Origin of the sequence: Teredinibacter turnerae T7901, assembly GCF_000023025.1 — a bacterium.
Classification (GTDB): domain Bacteria; phylum Pseudomonadota; class Gammaproteobacteria; order Pseudomonadales; family Cellvibrionaceae; genus Teredinibacter; species Teredinibacter turnerae_B.
The window spans coordinates 1773730-1790889 of the sequence record NC_012997.1 but is presented as its reverse complement, the minus strand read 5'-3'; the positions used below and the strand labels follow the sequence as shown (position 1 = coordinate 1790889).

Sequence of the window (17160 nt, the reverse complement as noted above, 5' to 3'; positions counted from 1 at the left end):
CTTACTCGTCGTCGCCAACTTCAACAACTTTGCGACCGCGGTAAAAGCCATCGGCAGTCACGTGGTGACGGCGGTGCTTTTCACCAGTGGTTGGGTCGGTGGAAAGGGTAGAGCTGGTCAAAGCATCGTGCGAACGACGCATGCCACGCTTGGAACGAGTTTTTCGGTTCTGTTGAACGGCCATAGTTTACTCCTGCTGACGCTCTCCTCTATTTGCATCCAAAGTTGAAAGCAACCAGGGAGTGGTCGAACGTTTGGTTAATCGTCTTTCTTCATTGTCTGTTTTAATTGAGCCAGCACATCAAAAGGATTGGGCTTGGACTCAACTTCTGCAGACGCTTGCGTATCATCACCCGCTTCCATAAGCGCGCTATCGATACACTGGAAATCGTGATAAGCCACCGCCGGCAACGCCAGCAAAAGCTCCTCTTCCAGAATCGCGTACAAATCCCCTTGCTCTTCCGAGACAATCCAGGGATCGAGGGTCTCCGGCAACTGGCGGGAATCATCTTCCTTCCAAACAATTGCGAGGTTAACCTCTGTTTGGACGTCCAGCTCCAGAGGTTCGAGGCAACGTTGACACTCAACCGTTACCTTTGCCCAAACCTTACCAGTCACGCATTTCCGATACTGTTCATCCACATGGAATTCCAGCTCGGCAGACGCATGGCAACCGGGCTGCGCGGCATCGGCATCCGGTTTGCTTTTGGCCAAGCGCGGCAGACCAGCCTCAGGTACAATGCCCGCCAAGTGCTTGTTTTGGTGAGCAAATTTCCTGGGATCTACCAACTTTGGCAGCTGTTTTGAAGGGGCACCCTCTGACATAAGCGCGCGATAATAGGGAATTGCCTATACCATGTCAAAGAAAACATTGAAAATTAAGCATTTTCAAAAACTCGACTGCACCAACATTATGCCTACCATACCCCCCAACATTACTCTGGCGTCCGGCTCTCGTTACCGACAGCAACAGCTCACCCAGTTGCAACTTAAATTTACCGCGTCCCCCACGCATATAGATGAAGAAGCACTAATAAATGAGCCCGCTTGTGCTTTGGCACAACGACTCGCCAAAGCGAAAGCCTGGGCTGCTTCGGCCAATGGCATTGGCGGACTAATCATTGGCTGCGACCAAACCGCTGAATGTGGTGGACGCGTACTGGGCAAACCCGGCACCGCCGAAAATGCACAAGAGCAACTGCGCTTCTGCAGTGGCCGCGAAGTACGCTTTCACAGCGCCATCTGTCTGCTGCGTACCGAAGACCACTTTCAACAACTTCAATGCATTGAAACTCATGTACAATTCCGCCCCCTTAACAACGAACAAATTGCCCGCTACATAGCACGAGAAAAACCTCTGGACTGCGCTGGCAGCTTTAAATGTGAGGGCCTGGGAATCGCGTTGTTCGAGTCCATTACCAGCGAAGACCCCACTGCGCTTATCGGACTCCCTCTCATTGCGCTAACCACCATGCTCACTAACGCAGGCATCCAACTGCTGTAACCGAACCTTATGATTCAACTCAACTCCATCAGCCTCCAACGCGGCAACAAAGTATTGCTTGAAGACGCATCACTCACCATTTTCCCGGGCCAAACCTGGGGAATCGTCGGGGCGAACGGCAGCGGTAAATCCACGCTGTTTAAACTGTTACTTGGCGAAATCACTGAAGACGCGGGTTCGCGCAGCATTCCAGCCAATTGGCAAATAGCCCATATGGCGCAGGAAATATCTACCAGTACGCGCTCAGCGCTGGACTACGTTATTGATGGCGATGCGCCCTACCGCGACGTCGAGGAAAAAATAAACAGTGGCCAATATGAAGGCGAAGCGTTGGCACAGCTTTACCAGGAAATGGAAAATATCGACGGTTACACCGTCATCTCGAGAGCGGAACGGCTGTTGCGCGGTCTTGGCTTCTCGAGTGATGACAGCACACGCAACACCGGCAGTTTCTCCGGAGGCTGGCGAATCCGGCTAAATCTCGCACAGGCCCTGATGTGCCGCTCCGATCTGCTGTTGCTGGACGAACCCACCAACCACTTGGATCTGGATGCTACCGTGTGGCTCGAACAGTGGCTGCGCCAATACGGTGGGACACTGTTGATTATTTCGCACGATAGAGAGTTTCTCGACAATCTCGCAGAATCCATTGCGCACATTGAAAACGCACAGTTCAACAGCTATAGCGGAAATTACAGTGCGTTCGAGTCTCAACGCGCCGAGCGCCTGGCACAGCAGGCAGTAGAGTTCCAGAAGCAGCAACAGCGTATTTCAGAGATCGAAGATTTTGTCCGGCGGTTTCGCGCCAAGGCCTCCAAAGCAAAACAGGCACAAAGCCGGTTAAAAGAATTGGAGCGCATGGAGAAAATCTCACCCGCACACGTAGACTCGCCCTTTACCTTTCGCTTCCCGGAACCGGAGCGGCTGCCCACAACGCTATTGTCACTGGCAAAGCTGGATATTGGCTACCCGGGCAAAACTGTTTTGCCATCAGTAAATCTCAGCCTTCTCTCATCCCACCGGATTGGCTTGTTAGGGCACAATGGCGCGGGCAAAAGCTCGCTGATGAAAACACTTGCGGGCGAAATCAAACCGCTTTCCGGTGAAGTTGTCGAAGGTACGCATCTAAAAATCGGCTATTTTGCCCAGCACCAGCTGGAACATCTGGATCTGGATGCCTCCTGTGCCCTACACATACAACGCCTCTCACCCAGTGCGCGCGAACAGGAAATCCGCAACTTTCTCGGCAGCTTCGGCTTTCAGGGAGATCGCGCATTTGAAACTATTCGTCACTTCTCGGGTGGCGAAAAGGCCCGGCTCGCACTAGCCCTACTCGCGTGGCAAAAACCTAATTTATTGTTGCTGGATGAACCGACGAACCACCTGGACCTGGAGGTGCGTCACGCACTAGAACTGGCGCTTCAGGCATTTAGCGGCGCCATAGTTGTTGTATCTCACGACAGACACCTGCTGCGTAGCACCGTGGATGAATTCCTGCTGGTAGGCGACGGTAAAATCGAGCCTTTTGAGGGCACTCTTGAGGATTATCACAAGTGGCTCCTCGACAAAGAGAAGGCACCTGCGCCAACGTCCCCTTCTGTCAGCGACACGCCCAAGGGCGACAAAAAAGAGTTGCGCCAACAGGAAGCCGCGATCCGTACCCGGTTGGCACCACACAATAAGCGCATAAAGCAGTTGGAGCAAAAGTTAAGCAAAACCACAGAAAAACTCGAAAAAGTCGAATCTCGTCTCGCCGACCCGGACATTTACGATGGGGACGGAGCCGAACTCAGCGAGTTACTGAAAACCCAGGCAACGCTCAAACAAGAGGTTGATGATATAGAGCTGGCCTGGATGGAAGAATCTGAGGCGAAAGAAGCGCTGGAAGCCAGCATACGCGCAGAATAGAAATGATGAGATGACTTATGTCGGCGCCAATCAACTTCACCGCGTTGTTGGCGCTTAACCCGGACTAGAGCCAGTGAGCTCCGGGCCAGACACAGACTAACCCAGCCAGATACAAACTAAGTCAAATACATCTGCCAGAACTCAGCGGCGCCCGCACCAGGACTAAGTTCGTAAGGCGCAAAACCGAACCTGGAATAGAGCTTCTTAGCAGGAACATTGTTGTTCAACACCTCCAGAGTTAGCTTCGTGCATCCGCGCGCTCCCGCCTCCCGAGCCACTTCGTCCAACAGACGGCTCGCCAACCCCGTCCCTCGACAATGTGACGCGACAAAAAAGTCGTGAATGTTAATTAATGGCTTAAGTGAAAACGTCGAAAATGAGACCAGGCAATTTGCCAGCGCCACCGGTTCTCGGTTTTCACCTTCAGCGGCAAACGCCAATACCGTAAACGCGTTGCCAAAATCAGCCAGCGCCTGCGCTGCGCGCAAACAATGGGCTTCTGGCAGAGCCTCACCGCCGCCCATGGGGTCGGCGGAATAGGCCGCTAATAATGTTGCCAGCGCCTCTGCGTGAGCAGGGTTGTGGTAATCAGCAAGCAGAATTTCATATGCCATCAGGACTTTCTCCACTGCAAAATATCGCCGAAGTGGTCCACGCACAGCTCTGGGTTATACGGACGCAACCGATCAATATGATGGGCGCCAAAGCTCACCGCAATGCGCGGCATATCAATCGCCTGCGCCATCGCCATATCGTATTCTGTATCGCCAATCATAACCGCATCGGCTGCGTCCACATCGAATTCCGCCAGCAGCTCAAGCAACATTTTGGGGTCGGGTTTGGATGCAGTTTCATCCGCGCAGCGACTGCCATGAAAGAAATCCGTCAATTCCAGCTTGGCGAGCACCCGATCGAGCCCTCGGCGACTCTTACCTGTCGCTACTGTCAAAATGTGCCCCTCTGCGGCCAATGTCTGCAACGTATCCATCACGCCATCGAAAAAGGGCGAGGGCTTAACATCGGCGTCAATGAAGAACGCCGAATACCCGTCGCGAACTGCCTGCAATTGCTCAGCACTTACTTCCGGCAGCAATCGAGCGACCGCTTCGGGCAGCCCTAAACCGATGATATTCTTTATCGCCACGTCTTCAACGGCGGGCAAACCCGCCTGGACAATGGCCGCGTTCATGCAACTTACGATTTTGGCGGCAGAATTACTTATGGTGCCGTCCCAGTCAAAAATATAAAGCACGTTACCTCTCGCTTGCTTTTAGCTGTTTGAGTGTCGCTTGTAAATCGTCCGGCAATGGCGCACGAAATTCCAAATATTCCCCGTCCGGCATAGGCACGCCCAGGTAGCCAGCATGGAGAAAAAGGCGCCGAGATCCGAACTGGCTCATAACCTTATTAAATTCGTCGTCGCCGTATTTATCATCACCCACCAAGGGATGCCCCTTGTATTGGGCGTGGACGCGTATTTGATGGGTGCGCCCGGTGATCGGCCTGGCCTCGATCAATGTCGCACTCTCAAACCGCTCGAGCACATCAAATTCTGTGCGCGAAGGCTTGCCCTCGGGGCTTGCCCGTACGATACGTTCGCCATTCCCCACTTCGCCTTTCAACAGCGGCACATTCACGGAGTGTGCACGATTCGGCCAACGCCCTTTCACCAGCGCCTGATAGCGTTTATCAACCTGTTTTTCGCCCCGAAACAGATCCTGCAAGTAGCGCAGCATAGACCGTTTACGCGCAATGAGTATGCAGCCAGACGTCTCCCGGTCAAGACGATGCACCAGTTCCAACGCGGTATCTTTCGCTTTGAGCTGGCGAATTGCCTCAATAAGGCCGAGGTTTACGCCGGAGCCGCCGTGAACAGCGAGCCCAGATGGCTTGTTCACCACCAAAAGCTGGTCGGTTTCGTACAAAACTGCATCTTCCAACGCCAGCAAAAGTGACTTGCCTGCCGGGGTCGGCGCGTCAGGTTCCGCCAACCTGATTGGCGGAACACGTACCAGGTCACCAACGGCCAACTTGCGCTCTGGCTTCACCCGACCTTTATTTACACGTACTTCACCACGACGAATTATTCTGTAAATCAATGATTTAGGCGCACCTTTCAAGCGTGCAACCAAAAAGTTGTCGATGCGTTGACCCGCGTTATCGTCGGTTATGGTGAAGAATTGAACCTGCTGAGACATGTGTGGCTGCTGCGAATTGGAATAACGACGCGCATAATAACAGGGATTAAAAGATACACGCACAGGTTCACGAGAGCTGAGGGTAGTTAGTATACACAAACCACCCACACCGGAAATTGCAAGGCGTGACCAACGGTGCTATAGTCCGTCAAGTTGGGTGTAATTTGTTGTTTTTGCAACAAAAGTTTCTTATTTCGAATAGGACTTAAACAACCTTCCCCGACACTGGTCGCAGCAGAATTCCATAGAATCGCTGGACTTGGTAATGAATGAGATTTGGTCCCCGAGCTCCGGAAAATATTAGCTCGGGCTTAAATTGCAACAATATTGTGCTCTAACAGAGTACGTTGCTTAGAGAAACTTAGGTCGACAGCCTGTCGATTGAAAAGAATCTTTCGTTGTACGCACTCCTTTATACGACTTGAACGTCAGCGAAAAAAGCATTCGGCGTTTCGTCCATTTGAAAGGAACGACCTCACCAGGTACGCAGATGAATACCTGGTGAGCAGCCGGGTGAATTTCCAACCCCACGACGGTTATGGTGATTACTTTTCAAACAGCCGCTGTCAAGAGCAGACAATTGAATAGTCCGTGAAGATTTACGGACTATAGATGACAAAGGCGACAGTGGAATTCACTCCTGGTTTTAATGCTACCCACACAAAACCAAACAGGATTGAGGTCTTTCCAGTCGTCACTATTGGTAGACATAGTAGGTAATTGCCCGCGCCCCTCGTGGGCTCTGGGATAGATGACAACGATTTACGTCAGCGGTCCGTCCGCTAGAACAGTAAATCTCGCCAACTGTTACCCGCACAATAGTTACTCATCTGGTTTTCTCGCTCAACCTTCGTATCCGGGCTGGCGTCCTCTGTGGCTTGCACACCACAGAGAATCATAAATGAAGAGAATGCTCATTAACGCTACCCAGCCTGAAGAGCTGCGCGTAGCCCTTGTCGACGGTCAGTGGCTTTATGACCTGGACATTGAAAACCGATTAAAAGAACAACGCAAGGCCAACATTTACAAGGGTAAAATTACCCGTATCGAACCTTCTCTAGAAGCGGCATTTGTTGAATACGACAAGGGCCGTAACGGATTCCTCCCCCTCAAAGAAATTTCTCGCGAATACTTCCTCAAGCAACCCAATGAAATCGATGGCCGCATCCGCATCAAAGATGTCGTCAAAGAAGGCATGGAAGTTATCGTACAAGTGGACAAAGAAGAACGCGGCAACAAAGGCGCCGCGCTCACCACATTTATCAGCCTCGCGGGTCGTTACCTGGTACTTATGCCAAACAACCCCCGCGCTGGCGGTATTTCACGGCGCATCGATGGCGATGATCGCTCCGAACTAAAAGACGCGCTAAGCCAAATCGAAATACCTAATGGTATGGGTATTATCGTGCGCACTGCTGGCGTCGGTCGCTCCGCAGAGGAACTGCAGTGGGATATGAACTATCTCACCACCCTTTGGAACAATATCCAGGAAGCGGCTAATCAGAGCACGGCACCTGCATTTCTGTTCCAGGAAAGTAATGTAATTATTCGTGCCATTCGCGATTATCTGCGCCCCGATATTGGTGAAGTCATTGTAGACGACATCGCCGCTTACAATCAGGCAGCGGACTTCGTCCAAATGGTGATGCCAAACTATCGCAGCAAAGTAAAGCTGTATGAAAAGTCGGTACCTTTGTTCAATCACTATCAGATCGAAGGTCAGATCGAAACCGCCTTCGAACGCGAAGTAAAACTGCCCTCTGGCGGCTCCATCGTTATCGATGTTACCGAGGCGCTGGTGAGTATCGACATCAACTCATCGCGCGCAACCAAAGGCGGTGACATTGAAGAAACTGCACTTCAAACGAACCTGGAAGCGGCCGACGAGATCGCCCGCCAGTTGCGTTTGCGCGATATGGGTGGCCTGGTGGTTATCGACTTTATCGATATGCAGCCAGTTCGCAACCAGCGCGCCGTTGAAAACCGTGTGCGCGATGCACTGAAAATGGACCGTGCTCGTGTCCAGGTGGGCCGTATCTCTCGCTTTGGTTTACTTGAAATGTCACGCCAGCGCCTGCGCCCGTCACTTGGAGAAACCACCTCCAAAGTCTGCCCTCGCTGCAGTGGCCAAGGCACTATTCGTGGCACCAAGTCCATCGCACTCTCCATTCTACGTCTGGTTGAAGAAGAAGCGCAGAAGGAGCGCAGCGCAGAAATCCGCGCGGTGGTTCCCGTGCCGGTTGCAACCTACCTGCTAAATGAAAAGCGCAAATCGATCTCGGATATCGAAAACCGCCACCAAACACGGGTGACAGTGCTCCCGAACACCGAAATGGTAACGCCGCACTATGAAGTTACACGTCTGCGCGATGACGACGACACGTCTGAGATAAGCTATACCATCGAACTCAATCATCAGGAAGATCAAGACGACAGTTCTGCACCAACTGCGCCAGTGGCCATGCCGAAGCCTGTTGTACAGCAGTTGGCACCATCACAACCTGCACCGGAGCCCGTCAAGCAGGCGCCAGCGAAAACCGCGGAAGGTCCAAGTCTTATCGCACGCATCATCGATGCTCTTAAATCGCTGTTTGCGCCAGAAGAAGAAGCAAAACCCGCGACAAAAGGCAACCAGCGCAGCCACCAGAAAAAACGTAACGCCAACACCGGCAATCGCAATAACCGAAATCGCAAGCCGCGAGATCGTGATAGAGACGGCGACGAAACGAGCGACAACCGTAAACAACAGCGTGACGCTCGCAGTGACAGCGGCAAACGCGATAGCAATAACCGTGATAACAATAACCGTGATAGCAACAGTCGCGATAATAACGGTCGCGACAACAACCGCAACGACCGCCGTCGCTCACGGCGCCGCAAAGATGAGAGCGGGCGAAGCTCTGAGTCTGATACCCAAGTACAAGCATCTGTTGACAACACGTCGGCCAGCGAAGACAAACCCGCTCGCCGCCCTGCAAATCGTCGCGGGCGACCACAGGAGCGTCAGCGCGGGCCTTTACCTGAAGTAGAAGCGGGCTTGCAGCAGGCAGATGACGGTCTGGATACCAGCGAGGAACTGCTCGATAGCGTAGAGAACCTAACAGCCGATACCGATCAGGAGAATACCCCAGCAAAAGAAGGTGGCAGCAGCCGTCGTCGTCGACGCAGCCGTGGTCGCCGAGGCGAGCGGAACGCAGATAGCACCTCAGAGAATTCTCCAGAATTGCAGGAAACACAGACCGACGAGGCAAACGCTACTCCGGAAAATGCCGAGAAACCTGTCCCTGAGGCTACCAGCACCATTAACCAGCTCGAAACCCAACTGGACAATGCAGATGCAGCACTTAGCGATGCCCTGAGCGAGCTGGAAGGTGCATTACATGAAGCAAGGCAGGAGCACGAAGCCAACGCAGTACGAGAAGCAGCCGCAGCAAAAGCGTTACTGTCTACAGCGCCTGCAGACAATATCGTCGCTGAAGCAGAAACCAGCCCGGAAACAAACCCAGCGCCGGAAGCCGACACGGCTCCAGAAACAGCGACCGCGAAGCAGCAGCCTCAATCTCAAAATGCGCCAGATTCGGAAACGAGTGTAGGAGCTAGCCCGGACACTGCAAATGACAGCAGCGATAGCGATACCGAAATCGTTGAGTCCGCTGAAGTGCAAGTTGAAGCTGCGACAGAAGAAGACAAACCTGCGGACACAGCTCCAACGCCTAATGTTGCTGACGCCCCGAGCGAGTCTGCTGCTGGGGACGCTGTCGAAATTGCAGAAACGGTGGAAGCAGATTCGGTAGAACCTGCAGAAAGCGCACCTGTTGTAGCGCAAGACGAGGCCGCGGCACCCGCATCATCCACGAACACGGCAATAGCGAGTGATGAGCCATCAGAGCCTGCTAAACATGAGCGCGCGTCTAACGATCCACGTTACATGCCGAAACCCGTGGTCAACGTCCAGGTGATCAGCGTCAACCACGAAATCCGCATGGGCCGTCCGCTGGACACCTCTGAGCCAGCGAATATCGTGCGCAATCCTCGCGATTTGCAGCGTGCACCCAACGACCCGCGACGCACTCGCAAACCTGCTCCGACAGAGCCATCTGCCGCGGAAAATTAAAACTCGGACCTTTCAGTGAGCCCGCTTAACGCGGGCTTTTTTATGTCCGAATTAAACGAACTCTGAATTTGAATTTCCGGATAAATCTGGCTGGTTGAGGAAAGAGCGTGCGCAGCTCTTGTAGCTTTAATGGGCCAGATTGATTGGTGGGTACAAAAAAGGCCCACCCGATGGGTGAGCCTCCGTGGATTCTTGCCTTCGATCTGGTTTATCCCATGCCCAAACAGGGATTGACTCGGCTGCGCCTCACCCCTGCGGGGCGACCTGCGGTCGTCCAAATTGGCTAACGCCAATTAGTCGAACGGGGGTTCTCATCAAATCATGGACCCAACACTTACAAAAAAGGCCCACCCGATGGGTGAGCCTTTTTGTAAGTGGCGGTGGGCCAGGGATTCGAACCCCGGGAGCTGTTACACTCAACGGTTTTCAAGACCGCCGCTTTCGACCACTCAGCCAGCCCACCGGAAGGGTCGCAATTATACATGGGATTCTTGCTGCCGCAAGCCCAATCTACTGATTTTTAAGATTTTTATCCGACGTCTCCACGCCAGGTTCACAGCAGCGGCTGTAGAATCGGCCACAGATTATCCAGGATTATAGGTTGTGCTTCAGCGGTTGGATGAATTCTGTCCGCTTGCATCAACTCCGGCTTGGTTGCTACGCCTTCGAGTAAGAACGGCACCAGCGCTAGTTGATACTTTTCTGCCAAGGCCGCGTACTGGTTAAAGAAAGGTTCGGTATATCTCTGGCCAAGATTAGGGGGAATTCGAATCCCCGTGAGTACAACTTTGGCAGCGTGTTGCTTGCTCAGCTTGATCAGGGTTTCAAGATTACGCGTGATATAAGGAACAGGTTTACCTTGCAAGCCATCATTGCCGCCGATTTCCAACACAACGACGGCAGGCGAATACTCCGCCAAGAGTGAGGGTAAGCGCTGTAGTGCCGCCGAGGTTGTGGCGCCACCCACCGAGGCGTTGACCACTTGGTATTGCTGGAGGCCTTTGTGTTGCGGCGACGCCAGGCGCTCCTGCAAGAGCGCAACCCAGCCTTGCTCCGCAGCCAAATTGTGGGCCGCACTTAAACTGTCGCCCACCACGAGAATGACGGGCGCTTGCGGCTTCGCAACCGCTCCCGTGCTGACACACCAGGCCAACACGCAACAGATTGCAAACTGAAGTGGCTTTGGACTACAAAATCGAGATACTTTTTTAAGGTTGTAACGCATGATAAAAACAGAAGACCTCCGTCAACAGGTACCGGTTTTTGATGGGGTGCTGGATATTCTTAAAGGCATCAACCTGCATATTCAGCATGGCGAAAGCGTCGCCATTGTCGGCTCATCCGGGTCCGGCAAGTCCACCCTATTGGGCATGCTGGCTGGCCTGGACGTGCCCTCCAGCGGCACAGTTTTACTGGATGGCGAGGATATTACGCGATTAGACGAGGAAGCCAGGGCAAAAGTTCGCGCGCGTTTGGTATCGTTTGTATTTCAAAACTTTCAGTTGCTTGGCAGCCTCACTGCCTTGGAAAACGTGATGCTGCCGCTCGAAGTTAACGGCTTTGCCGATGCGGCGGAAAGAGCGCGCAATTATTTGCATAAGGTTGGCCTCTCGGCGCGTGAACATCACTACCCCCGCCAACTCTCTGGTGGCGAACAACAGCGGGTTGCTCTGGCACGAGCATTTTCCTCCGAAGCCCCGATTCTCTTCGCCGATGAACCCACCGGCAATCTGGACGCAGAAACCGGCCATGCTATCGCCGACTTGCTGTTCTCCCTAAACGAGCAATCACAGACCACGCTGGTACTGGTCACCCACGACACCGGGCTCGCTCGACGCTGTCAACGCCAGCTCAAAATGAGAGCGGGTCAGCTGGAGGAAATACGGCTGAATGGTGGCCCGCAGTGAAATCGATCTTTACTCTATTATGGCGGGATTTCCGCGGTGGCGAACTCACTATACTGATCCTGTCGTTAATGCTGGCCACAGCCACAGTCACCAGCATCACGCTGTTTACAGACCGAATTCAAAATTCCATCCTCGACGAAGCCACCGAGTTTCTCGCCGCTGATGCGCAAATACGCAGCAGCATGCCCATAGCGCAAAGTACACTGGACGCGGCAGCCAACCATAATTTGCAAACCGCACAAATACAGTCGTTTCGCGCTATGGCATTTTCTGACAACGGCATGCAGCTGGTGGCAGCCAAGGGGGTCTCCGAGGGCTACCCGCTCAAAGGCGCGGTTACGGTTGCCGACTCACCATTCGGTATTGGCAGCAACGTTTCGCACGGGCCGGAACCGGGCAATGTATGGTTGGCGTCGCGCTTGTTCGGCGCATTGGATATTGCCATCGGCGATACCGTTTCGGTAGGCGACGCGCAGTTCACAGTCACTAAAGCCCTTATAAAAGAACCAGATGCACCCGAAAGTTTTTTTGGTGTTGCGCCACGCGCCATGATGAATCTTGCGGATATACCCCGCACCGGCGCCATTCAGCCAGGCAGCCGGGTGAATTTCAGTGTGCTGTTGATGGGAGACGCAGCGTCGCTGACTAGCTTTCATCAGGCCGTGCTGGCAGAGGACTCGCCCCACACCCGCTGGGTCGGTGTCGAGCAAAGCAACCGGAATATCGGCGATGCACTGGCCAGAGCACAACAGTTTTTACTGCTCGCGGGTAGCCTCAGCGTGCTTCTGTGTGGCGTTGCCATTGCAATGGCCGCACGACGCTATGCAGGCCGACAAGCGGGAACCGTTGCCCTGCTGAAAACATTCGGCCAAACCCCGGACCGCATACTCCTGCGCTACGCCATTGTTTTGCTGTGCCTGGGTGTGGCAAGCACGGCGCTCGGCGCAATTTCCGGCTGGGGGTTACACCTGGTGATTCTTGCGGCCTTGGCCAACCTGCTGCCGGAAGGCTTGTCCGCTGCTAACCCTGGCGCTTATCTCAGTGGCTCACTTGCGGGCTTGATTGCGCTGCTTGCCTTCGCCGCGCCTCCGCTGCTCGCCCTCAGGCAAGTACCACCGGCGCGAGTGCTTAGAGAGGCTGGCACCGATGGCTTTTTAAACCCCAAAATAGCCGCCGGTATCGGCCTGCTGGCAATAGTTGCGCTGATCTATTTTTATAGCCGGGATCTCGCAATGACCCTGATATTGGCCCTGGGATGCATTGTGATTATTGGCGGCGGCAGTCTGCTTGCGTGGGCATTAATGCGCGCAGGCAAGTCTAGCGTTTCAGGTTTAGGTTCTGCCTGGCGAATAGGGTTCGCGAATCTGCAACGCCACCAAGGGTTGAACGCCATTCAAATCACCATTTTTGCCGCGCTAATCATGTTGATGTTGATATTGGTTGCCCTGCGCACCGAGCTTATTCAGCAATGGCAACGACAGCTGCCAGACGATGCCCCCAATCATTTTTTATTTAATGTGTTCAACGACGAAAAACCGCAAATACAGGCCTTGATGGACGCGCAAAACATCCCTCATCGGCCGTTCTACCCTATGCTCAGAGGGCGCTTAACCGAGGTTAACGGCGAATCGGTAAAACCACGCGTCGAGGCGGCCGAGTCGTCGATGGATTACCAGCGCGAGCTGAACCTGACCTGGGCAACGACCCTCGGCGAAGACAACACCGTCACCGCCGGTACCTGGCACGGCGCCGCCAGTGACGAGCCTGCACAAATTGAAGTATCAGCGGAAGAAGAATACGCCAAAGGCCTGCATTTAAAATTGGGAGACACCCTGAGGTTCAGCATTGCGGGCCAGCAGGTCGATGCGAAGCTTACCAGTATTCGCGACGTGCAATGGGACAGTATGAACCCCAATTTTTTTATGATTTTCAGCCAGCCACTGCTGGATAACACCGCAACCAACTGGCTGACCAGTTTTTATCTGGCAGAGAATCAAAAAACCTGGCTCAACACCTTGGGCCGACAATTTCCCACGGTTTCCGTAGTGGAACTGGACCAAATGATTGGCCAGATACAGAACATTATTGGCCAGGTATCACTTGCGGTAGAGTTTGTTCTGGTGCTCGTACTCGCCGCGGGCCTGGTGGTGCTGGTAACCAGTATTCAGGCAAGCCTTGATATCCGCTTTCAGGAAAGCGCTATTTTGCGCACTATGGGCGCACCACGGGAATTGGTGAACCGGATATTACTGATCGAATTTGCCGGGCTTGGGTTTATGGCGGGTCTACTCGCGGCGATCGGTGCGCAAGCCGCGCTATTTTATCTGCAGACTCAGGTGTTTGATTTACGCTTCGAGCCCAGTATTATCCTGAGCCTCTGCGGGCCGCTGCTTGGCGCCTTGCTGATCGGCTTTACGGGCTGGGCATCCACTCGCCGTGTTACGCAACACCCGCCTTTAACGATATTACGCAATCTCTAAACTTTGACCATTCTCTAAACTATGACCATTCGCACTGACAAAGAAAACACCGTGTCTCTGACGGACAAACTCAATCTGGAAACCGCTCGCATACACTGGCGAGAAATCGAGCGGTTTTTTGCTGCAGGCAAAGCGATATTTGTTGCACCGTCGCTGGATTTGATTGCCGTCGCCACGGTGCTGCACGAAGACAACGCGGCGCAGTTGCGCACCTGGATGGAGACATCGCAGGTCAATGCGGTAACTGACGATCAAGCCAAAGAGTTTGCCGAAACTGATGCGGAACTATGGGCGCTGGTACTTGCCCCCTGGGTGCTGGTGCAGCCTGCAACACCTGCGTGAGCTCCAGTTTCCCGGCACCCCGCCGGGGCGATCGCATGCCAAATCCACTTGTTCCCTAGCGCTAGCAGCCATTATTGCGTCATTAAAAAAAGAAAATCGTACTGTGCATACATCTTATATGCCCTGAAAATAGCGCTCATCGGCTTGGGATACACACGACTTTCCGTTGATGACGGTTTAACTACTGGTGTGAACGCTTTTACCGGTGCTGGATTCAACACCTACCACAACGGCTTAAGCACACAGGTATTAACTTGGCAACGCAAAGGTGTATCGTCGCACCTCTACCACCATACAATCTATTGAAATATAAGAAAATTTAGATGTTTTTACCAATATTCTAAGGACGTGCGATTAAGCAGATTGGATCGTATATTTAATCGCCACGCTAAAAGTAAGGGCAATTCGCAATCGACATCCTGCCCCTGCAGATGGGTTGATGCTTCCCGTGACTTAGGTCAATCAGCGCGACAAATAACAACAAAGCGAATTTGGCGCACGGTACAATGTTCGCGGAAATAACGAATAAGCATAATTTTTTCCTCTCAGGCTAGAAGTACCTAAAGTGCTGGCTGTAAATTGCCGCCCCTGATAGAAGGTAAAAAGTGAGCTCCGGCTCGGTAGTAACAGACGATAAGGTGAATACCGAAGCGAGGTATCACACATTTTCCAGGCTGTAAAAAACCATCCGAACCAACCTCACTTGTCAAGTTAACGGCATCAGCTATGGTCGCCGTAAAAAACGCACATGATGTAATAGCGTTTTGCCATGCTTATTCGCTCCCCTGCCCCGTGTGGATGGCAGGTCACCTCCAGCAGAATAGTAAGTAAGGAGACTATATGGTAAAGGCCAATTTGCGCAGTTTGGCAGCAACAATACTCTTGTTTGCCGCTATCATTTTCACAGAAATGTTCGGCATTCCCGGCACAGACCTGACGCACCCGCAACAAATAACTGCCGCCATATTAGTTGTCGCTGCCGTGCTCTGGGTTAGCGAATGGGTCTCTCTGTTCGTAGTCAGCTTCTTGATTCTTGCATTAGAAATTGTTTGGCTTTTGCCTGCACTTAATAGTGTTGGTGTGGACATAAAAAGTAACGTCTTTTTCGGCCCGTTCTTTTCCAATATTATTCTGCTTTTTCTTGGTGGGTTCGTACTGTCCAGTTTGATGCAAAAATATGAACTGGACATCCGTTTTGCCCAGGCAATTCTGAAACGCACCAAAGGAATGCCGTCTCTCACTCTACTCGGTATCATTCTCGCGTGTTCATTCCTCTCCATGTGGATCAGCAACACAGCGACTACGGCAATGATGCTGACCATGGTTTTCCCGCTCATCAAAAAAATCCCAGACGAAAATCCCTTTCGTAAAGCGTTGGTGCTATGCATACCATTTGCGTGCAACCTAGGTGGTATTGGCACCCCCATCGGAACACCGCCCAACGCCATTGCTCTAACCTATCTCACCAAAGCCGGGTTCGAGATCAGTTTCGCCAAGTGGATGATATTAACCCTGCCATTCCTGATAATTTTCCTGCTTTTCCTTTGGCAGTTGCTACTGCGCCTGTTCCCTGCCGGAAACTTGCGGTTGGACGTACCGGAGCGACACACAGCCGATTTCGGCCCCAAACACTGGGCCGCTTTAAGCGTGTTTGTTGTAACAGCAATGGGATGGTTTTTTGCGAGTAAGCTCGGGCTTGCAACCGGCACCGTCGGTTTATTTCCAGTGATTGTATGCTTTTGGTTTGGCTTGCTGTCTACTAAAGACTTCCGCGACCTACCCTGGGATGTACTCTATATGGTTGCCGGTGGCCTCGCCTTGGGAGTTGCGCTAAATGTTACCGGTCTTGGTGAGGTACTCATTAACTCACTACCCATTTCAGGGTCTCCCTGGGTACTGCTGGTCATCACCGCAGCGGTTGCAGGTGCAATGTCCACCGTGATGAGCAACACCGCCACTGCTGGCTTGGTAATTCCACTGGTGATGAATTTGCCGTTCGAGAATAACTACATATTATCGTTGGTAGTTGCGCTCGCACTCATGTGCTCTATGGCCATGGCACTGCCTGTCAGCACGCCACCAAATGCTATCGCTTTCAGCTCGCGAGCGATTACCAGTCGCGATATGATGATCACCGGTGGTTTAATAACTGTTCTAGGGTATCTGTGCATTGCCTTCCTTGGCCCCATGTACTGGCGATTTGTACTTTCATTCATGGGTGTATAACAATAGGCAAAAACCGGAGGCACTATGGAAATCAAAGTTCAAAAATGTCAAAGCTGCAGTTCTCGCAGTCTGCGTAATATCCTGGTACGCGATCACGGGCAAAAAGTATTCGTCCAATGTCGTGACTGCGGCAACCTGGTCGCGCGCTATGAATTATCTAAAGGTGGCTACTTTCACGTCGGCAAGGGCTTCGAAAGTTTTCTTCGCTCAGTAGAGCGGGACGGAGAGTTCGAAAGTGCACGCGACCTGAATGCTAAATACGAAGCGACTGATTCAGCTGTCAGCAACGAATTTGCGGCGCTGTCGAAAAAGCTCACTGAAATATTTGGTGAAACTCTGCCATAACTGGTCGCAAAACGGGCGCGTCTTAACTATTAACCCGGCATAAACTGCCGCCGGGTTAATAGTTAAGACGCGCTCCTTTTCGGTACGTTTGGCAGCTTGGCAAACGGCAAAATGGAATTACCCGGCCAAATCCCCG

General features: G+C 52.7%; 14 protein-coding genes and 1 tRNA gene. 8 read left to right on the top strand and 7 right to left on the bottom strand.

The features are described 5' to 3' along the window. Position 1 precedes the first annotated feature (1 nt). Together rpmF and TERTU_RS07600 are read right to left on the bottom strand one after the other, a co-directional pair. Positions 2 to 184, bottom strand: a complete 183-nt coding sequence (gene rpmF, locus TERTU_RS07605) for a 50S ribosomal protein L32 (RefSeq protein WP_015819703.1) — start codon at positions 182 to 184, stop codon at positions 2 to 4. Between the two features lie 74 nt (positions 185 to 258). Then, entirely contained in the window at positions 259 to 714 is a 456-nt protein-coding gene (locus TERTU_RS07600) for a YceD family protein (RefSeq protein WP_228378290.1), read from the bottom strand. Between the two features lie 142 nt (positions 715 to 856). Here TERTU_RS07600 and TERTU_RS07595 point away from each other — a divergent pair, with 142 nt between their 5' ends. Together TERTU_RS07595 and TERTU_RS07590 are read left to right on the top strand one after the other, a co-directional pair. After that, positions 857 to 1504: a Maf family protein gene (locus TERTU_RS07595; RefSeq protein ID WP_015820629.1), complete on the top strand. Its 648-nt coding sequence runs from the start codon at positions 857 to 859 to the stop codon at positions 1502 to 1504. Between the two features lie 9 nt (positions 1505 to 1513). Continuing rightward, positions 1514 to 3412: an ATP-binding cassette domain-containing protein gene (locus TERTU_RS07590; protein WP_015817740.1), complete on the top strand. Its 1899-nt coding sequence runs from the start codon at positions 1514 to 1516 to the stop codon at positions 3410 to 3412. Positions 3413 to 3528: 116 nt separating this feature from the next. On the opposite strand, the gene TERTU_RS07585 is transcribed toward TERTU_RS07590, so the two are convergent. From TERTU_RS07585 to rluC, 3 genes are read right to left on the bottom strand one after another with little or no spacing between them, the layout of a single operon-like run. Then, on the bottom strand, positions 3529 to 4026 hold the full coding sequence (locus tag TERTU_RS07585; protein ID WP_015818092.1) for a GNAT family N-acetyltransferase: 498 nt from the start codon (positions 4024 to 4026) through the stop codon (positions 3529 to 3531). Then, positions 4026 to 4664, bottom strand: coding sequence for an HAD family hydrolase (locus tag TERTU_RS07580; protein WP_015818907.1), 639 nt, complete (start codon positions 4662 to 4664; stop codon positions 4026 to 4028). Before TERTU_RS07580 ends, TERTU_RS07585 begins: the two co-directional genes overlap by 1 nt. Position 4665: 1 nt before the next feature. Next, on the bottom strand, positions 4666 to 5610 hold the full coding sequence (gene rluC / locus TERTU_RS07575; protein ID WP_015819250.1) for a 23S rRNA pseudouridine(955/2504/2580) synthase RluC: 945 nt from the start codon (positions 5608 to 5610) through the stop codon (positions 4666 to 4668). Positions 5611 to 6511: 901 nt separating this feature from the next. On the opposite strand from rluC, the gene rne reads away from it, so the two are divergent. Further along, positions 6512 to 9724: a ribonuclease E gene (gene rne, locus TERTU_RS07570; protein WP_015817505.1), complete on the top strand. Its 3213-nt coding sequence runs from the start codon at positions 6512 to 6514 to the stop codon at positions 9722 to 9724. Between the two features lie 375 nt (positions 9725 to 10099). Here the strand turns inward: rne and TERTU_RS07565 are convergent. After that, positions 10100 to 10187: transfer RNA gene (locus TERTU_RS07565), tRNA-Ser, on the bottom strand. Positions 10188 to 10277: 90 nt separating this feature from the next. After that, positions 10278 to 10949, bottom strand: coding sequence for an arylesterase (locus TERTU_RS07560; protein WP_015820866.1), 672 nt, complete (start codon positions 10947 to 10949; stop codon positions 10278 to 10280). Between TERTU_RS07560 and TERTU_RS07555 the strand changes: the two genes are divergently transcribed. From TERTU_RS07555 to TERTU_RS07535, 5 genes are all read left to right on the top strand, one after another. Continuing rightward, the gene (locus tag TERTU_RS07555; protein WP_015819182.1) at positions 10948 to 11631 is read left to right on the top strand and encodes an ABC transporter ATP-binding protein; all 684 of its coding nucleotides are present in this window, start codon (positions 10948 to 10950) and stop codon (positions 11629 to 11631) included. The genes TERTU_RS07560 and TERTU_RS07555 overlap by 2 nt on opposite strands. Continuing rightward, a complete protein-coding gene (locus tag TERTU_RS07550) occupies positions 11628 to 14111 on the top strand; it encodes an ABC transporter permease (RefSeq protein WP_015819350.1) in 2484 nt (827 codons plus the stop codon). The genes TERTU_RS07555 and TERTU_RS07550 overlap by 4 nt, the downstream gene beginning before the upstream one ends. Before the next feature lie 21 nt (positions 14112 to 14132). Next, positions 14133 to 14453, top strand: coding sequence for a DUF2288 domain-containing protein (locus TERTU_RS07545; RefSeq protein WP_015819809.1), 321 nt, complete (start codon positions 14133 to 14135; stop codon positions 14451 to 14453). An 840-nt stretch (positions 14454 to 15293) separates the two neighbouring features. Further along, positions 15294 to 16679, top strand: a complete 1386-nt coding sequence (locus tag TERTU_RS07540; protein WP_015818403.1) for an SLC13 family permease — start codon at positions 15294 to 15296, stop codon at positions 16677 to 16679. A 24-nt stretch (positions 16680 to 16703) separates the two neighbouring features. Then, on the top strand, positions 16704 to 17024 hold the full coding sequence (locus tag TERTU_RS07535; protein WP_015820220.1) for a hypothetical protein: 321 nt from the start codon (positions 16704 to 16706) through the stop codon (positions 17022 to 17024). Positions 17025 to 17160 lie beyond the last annotated feature (136 nt).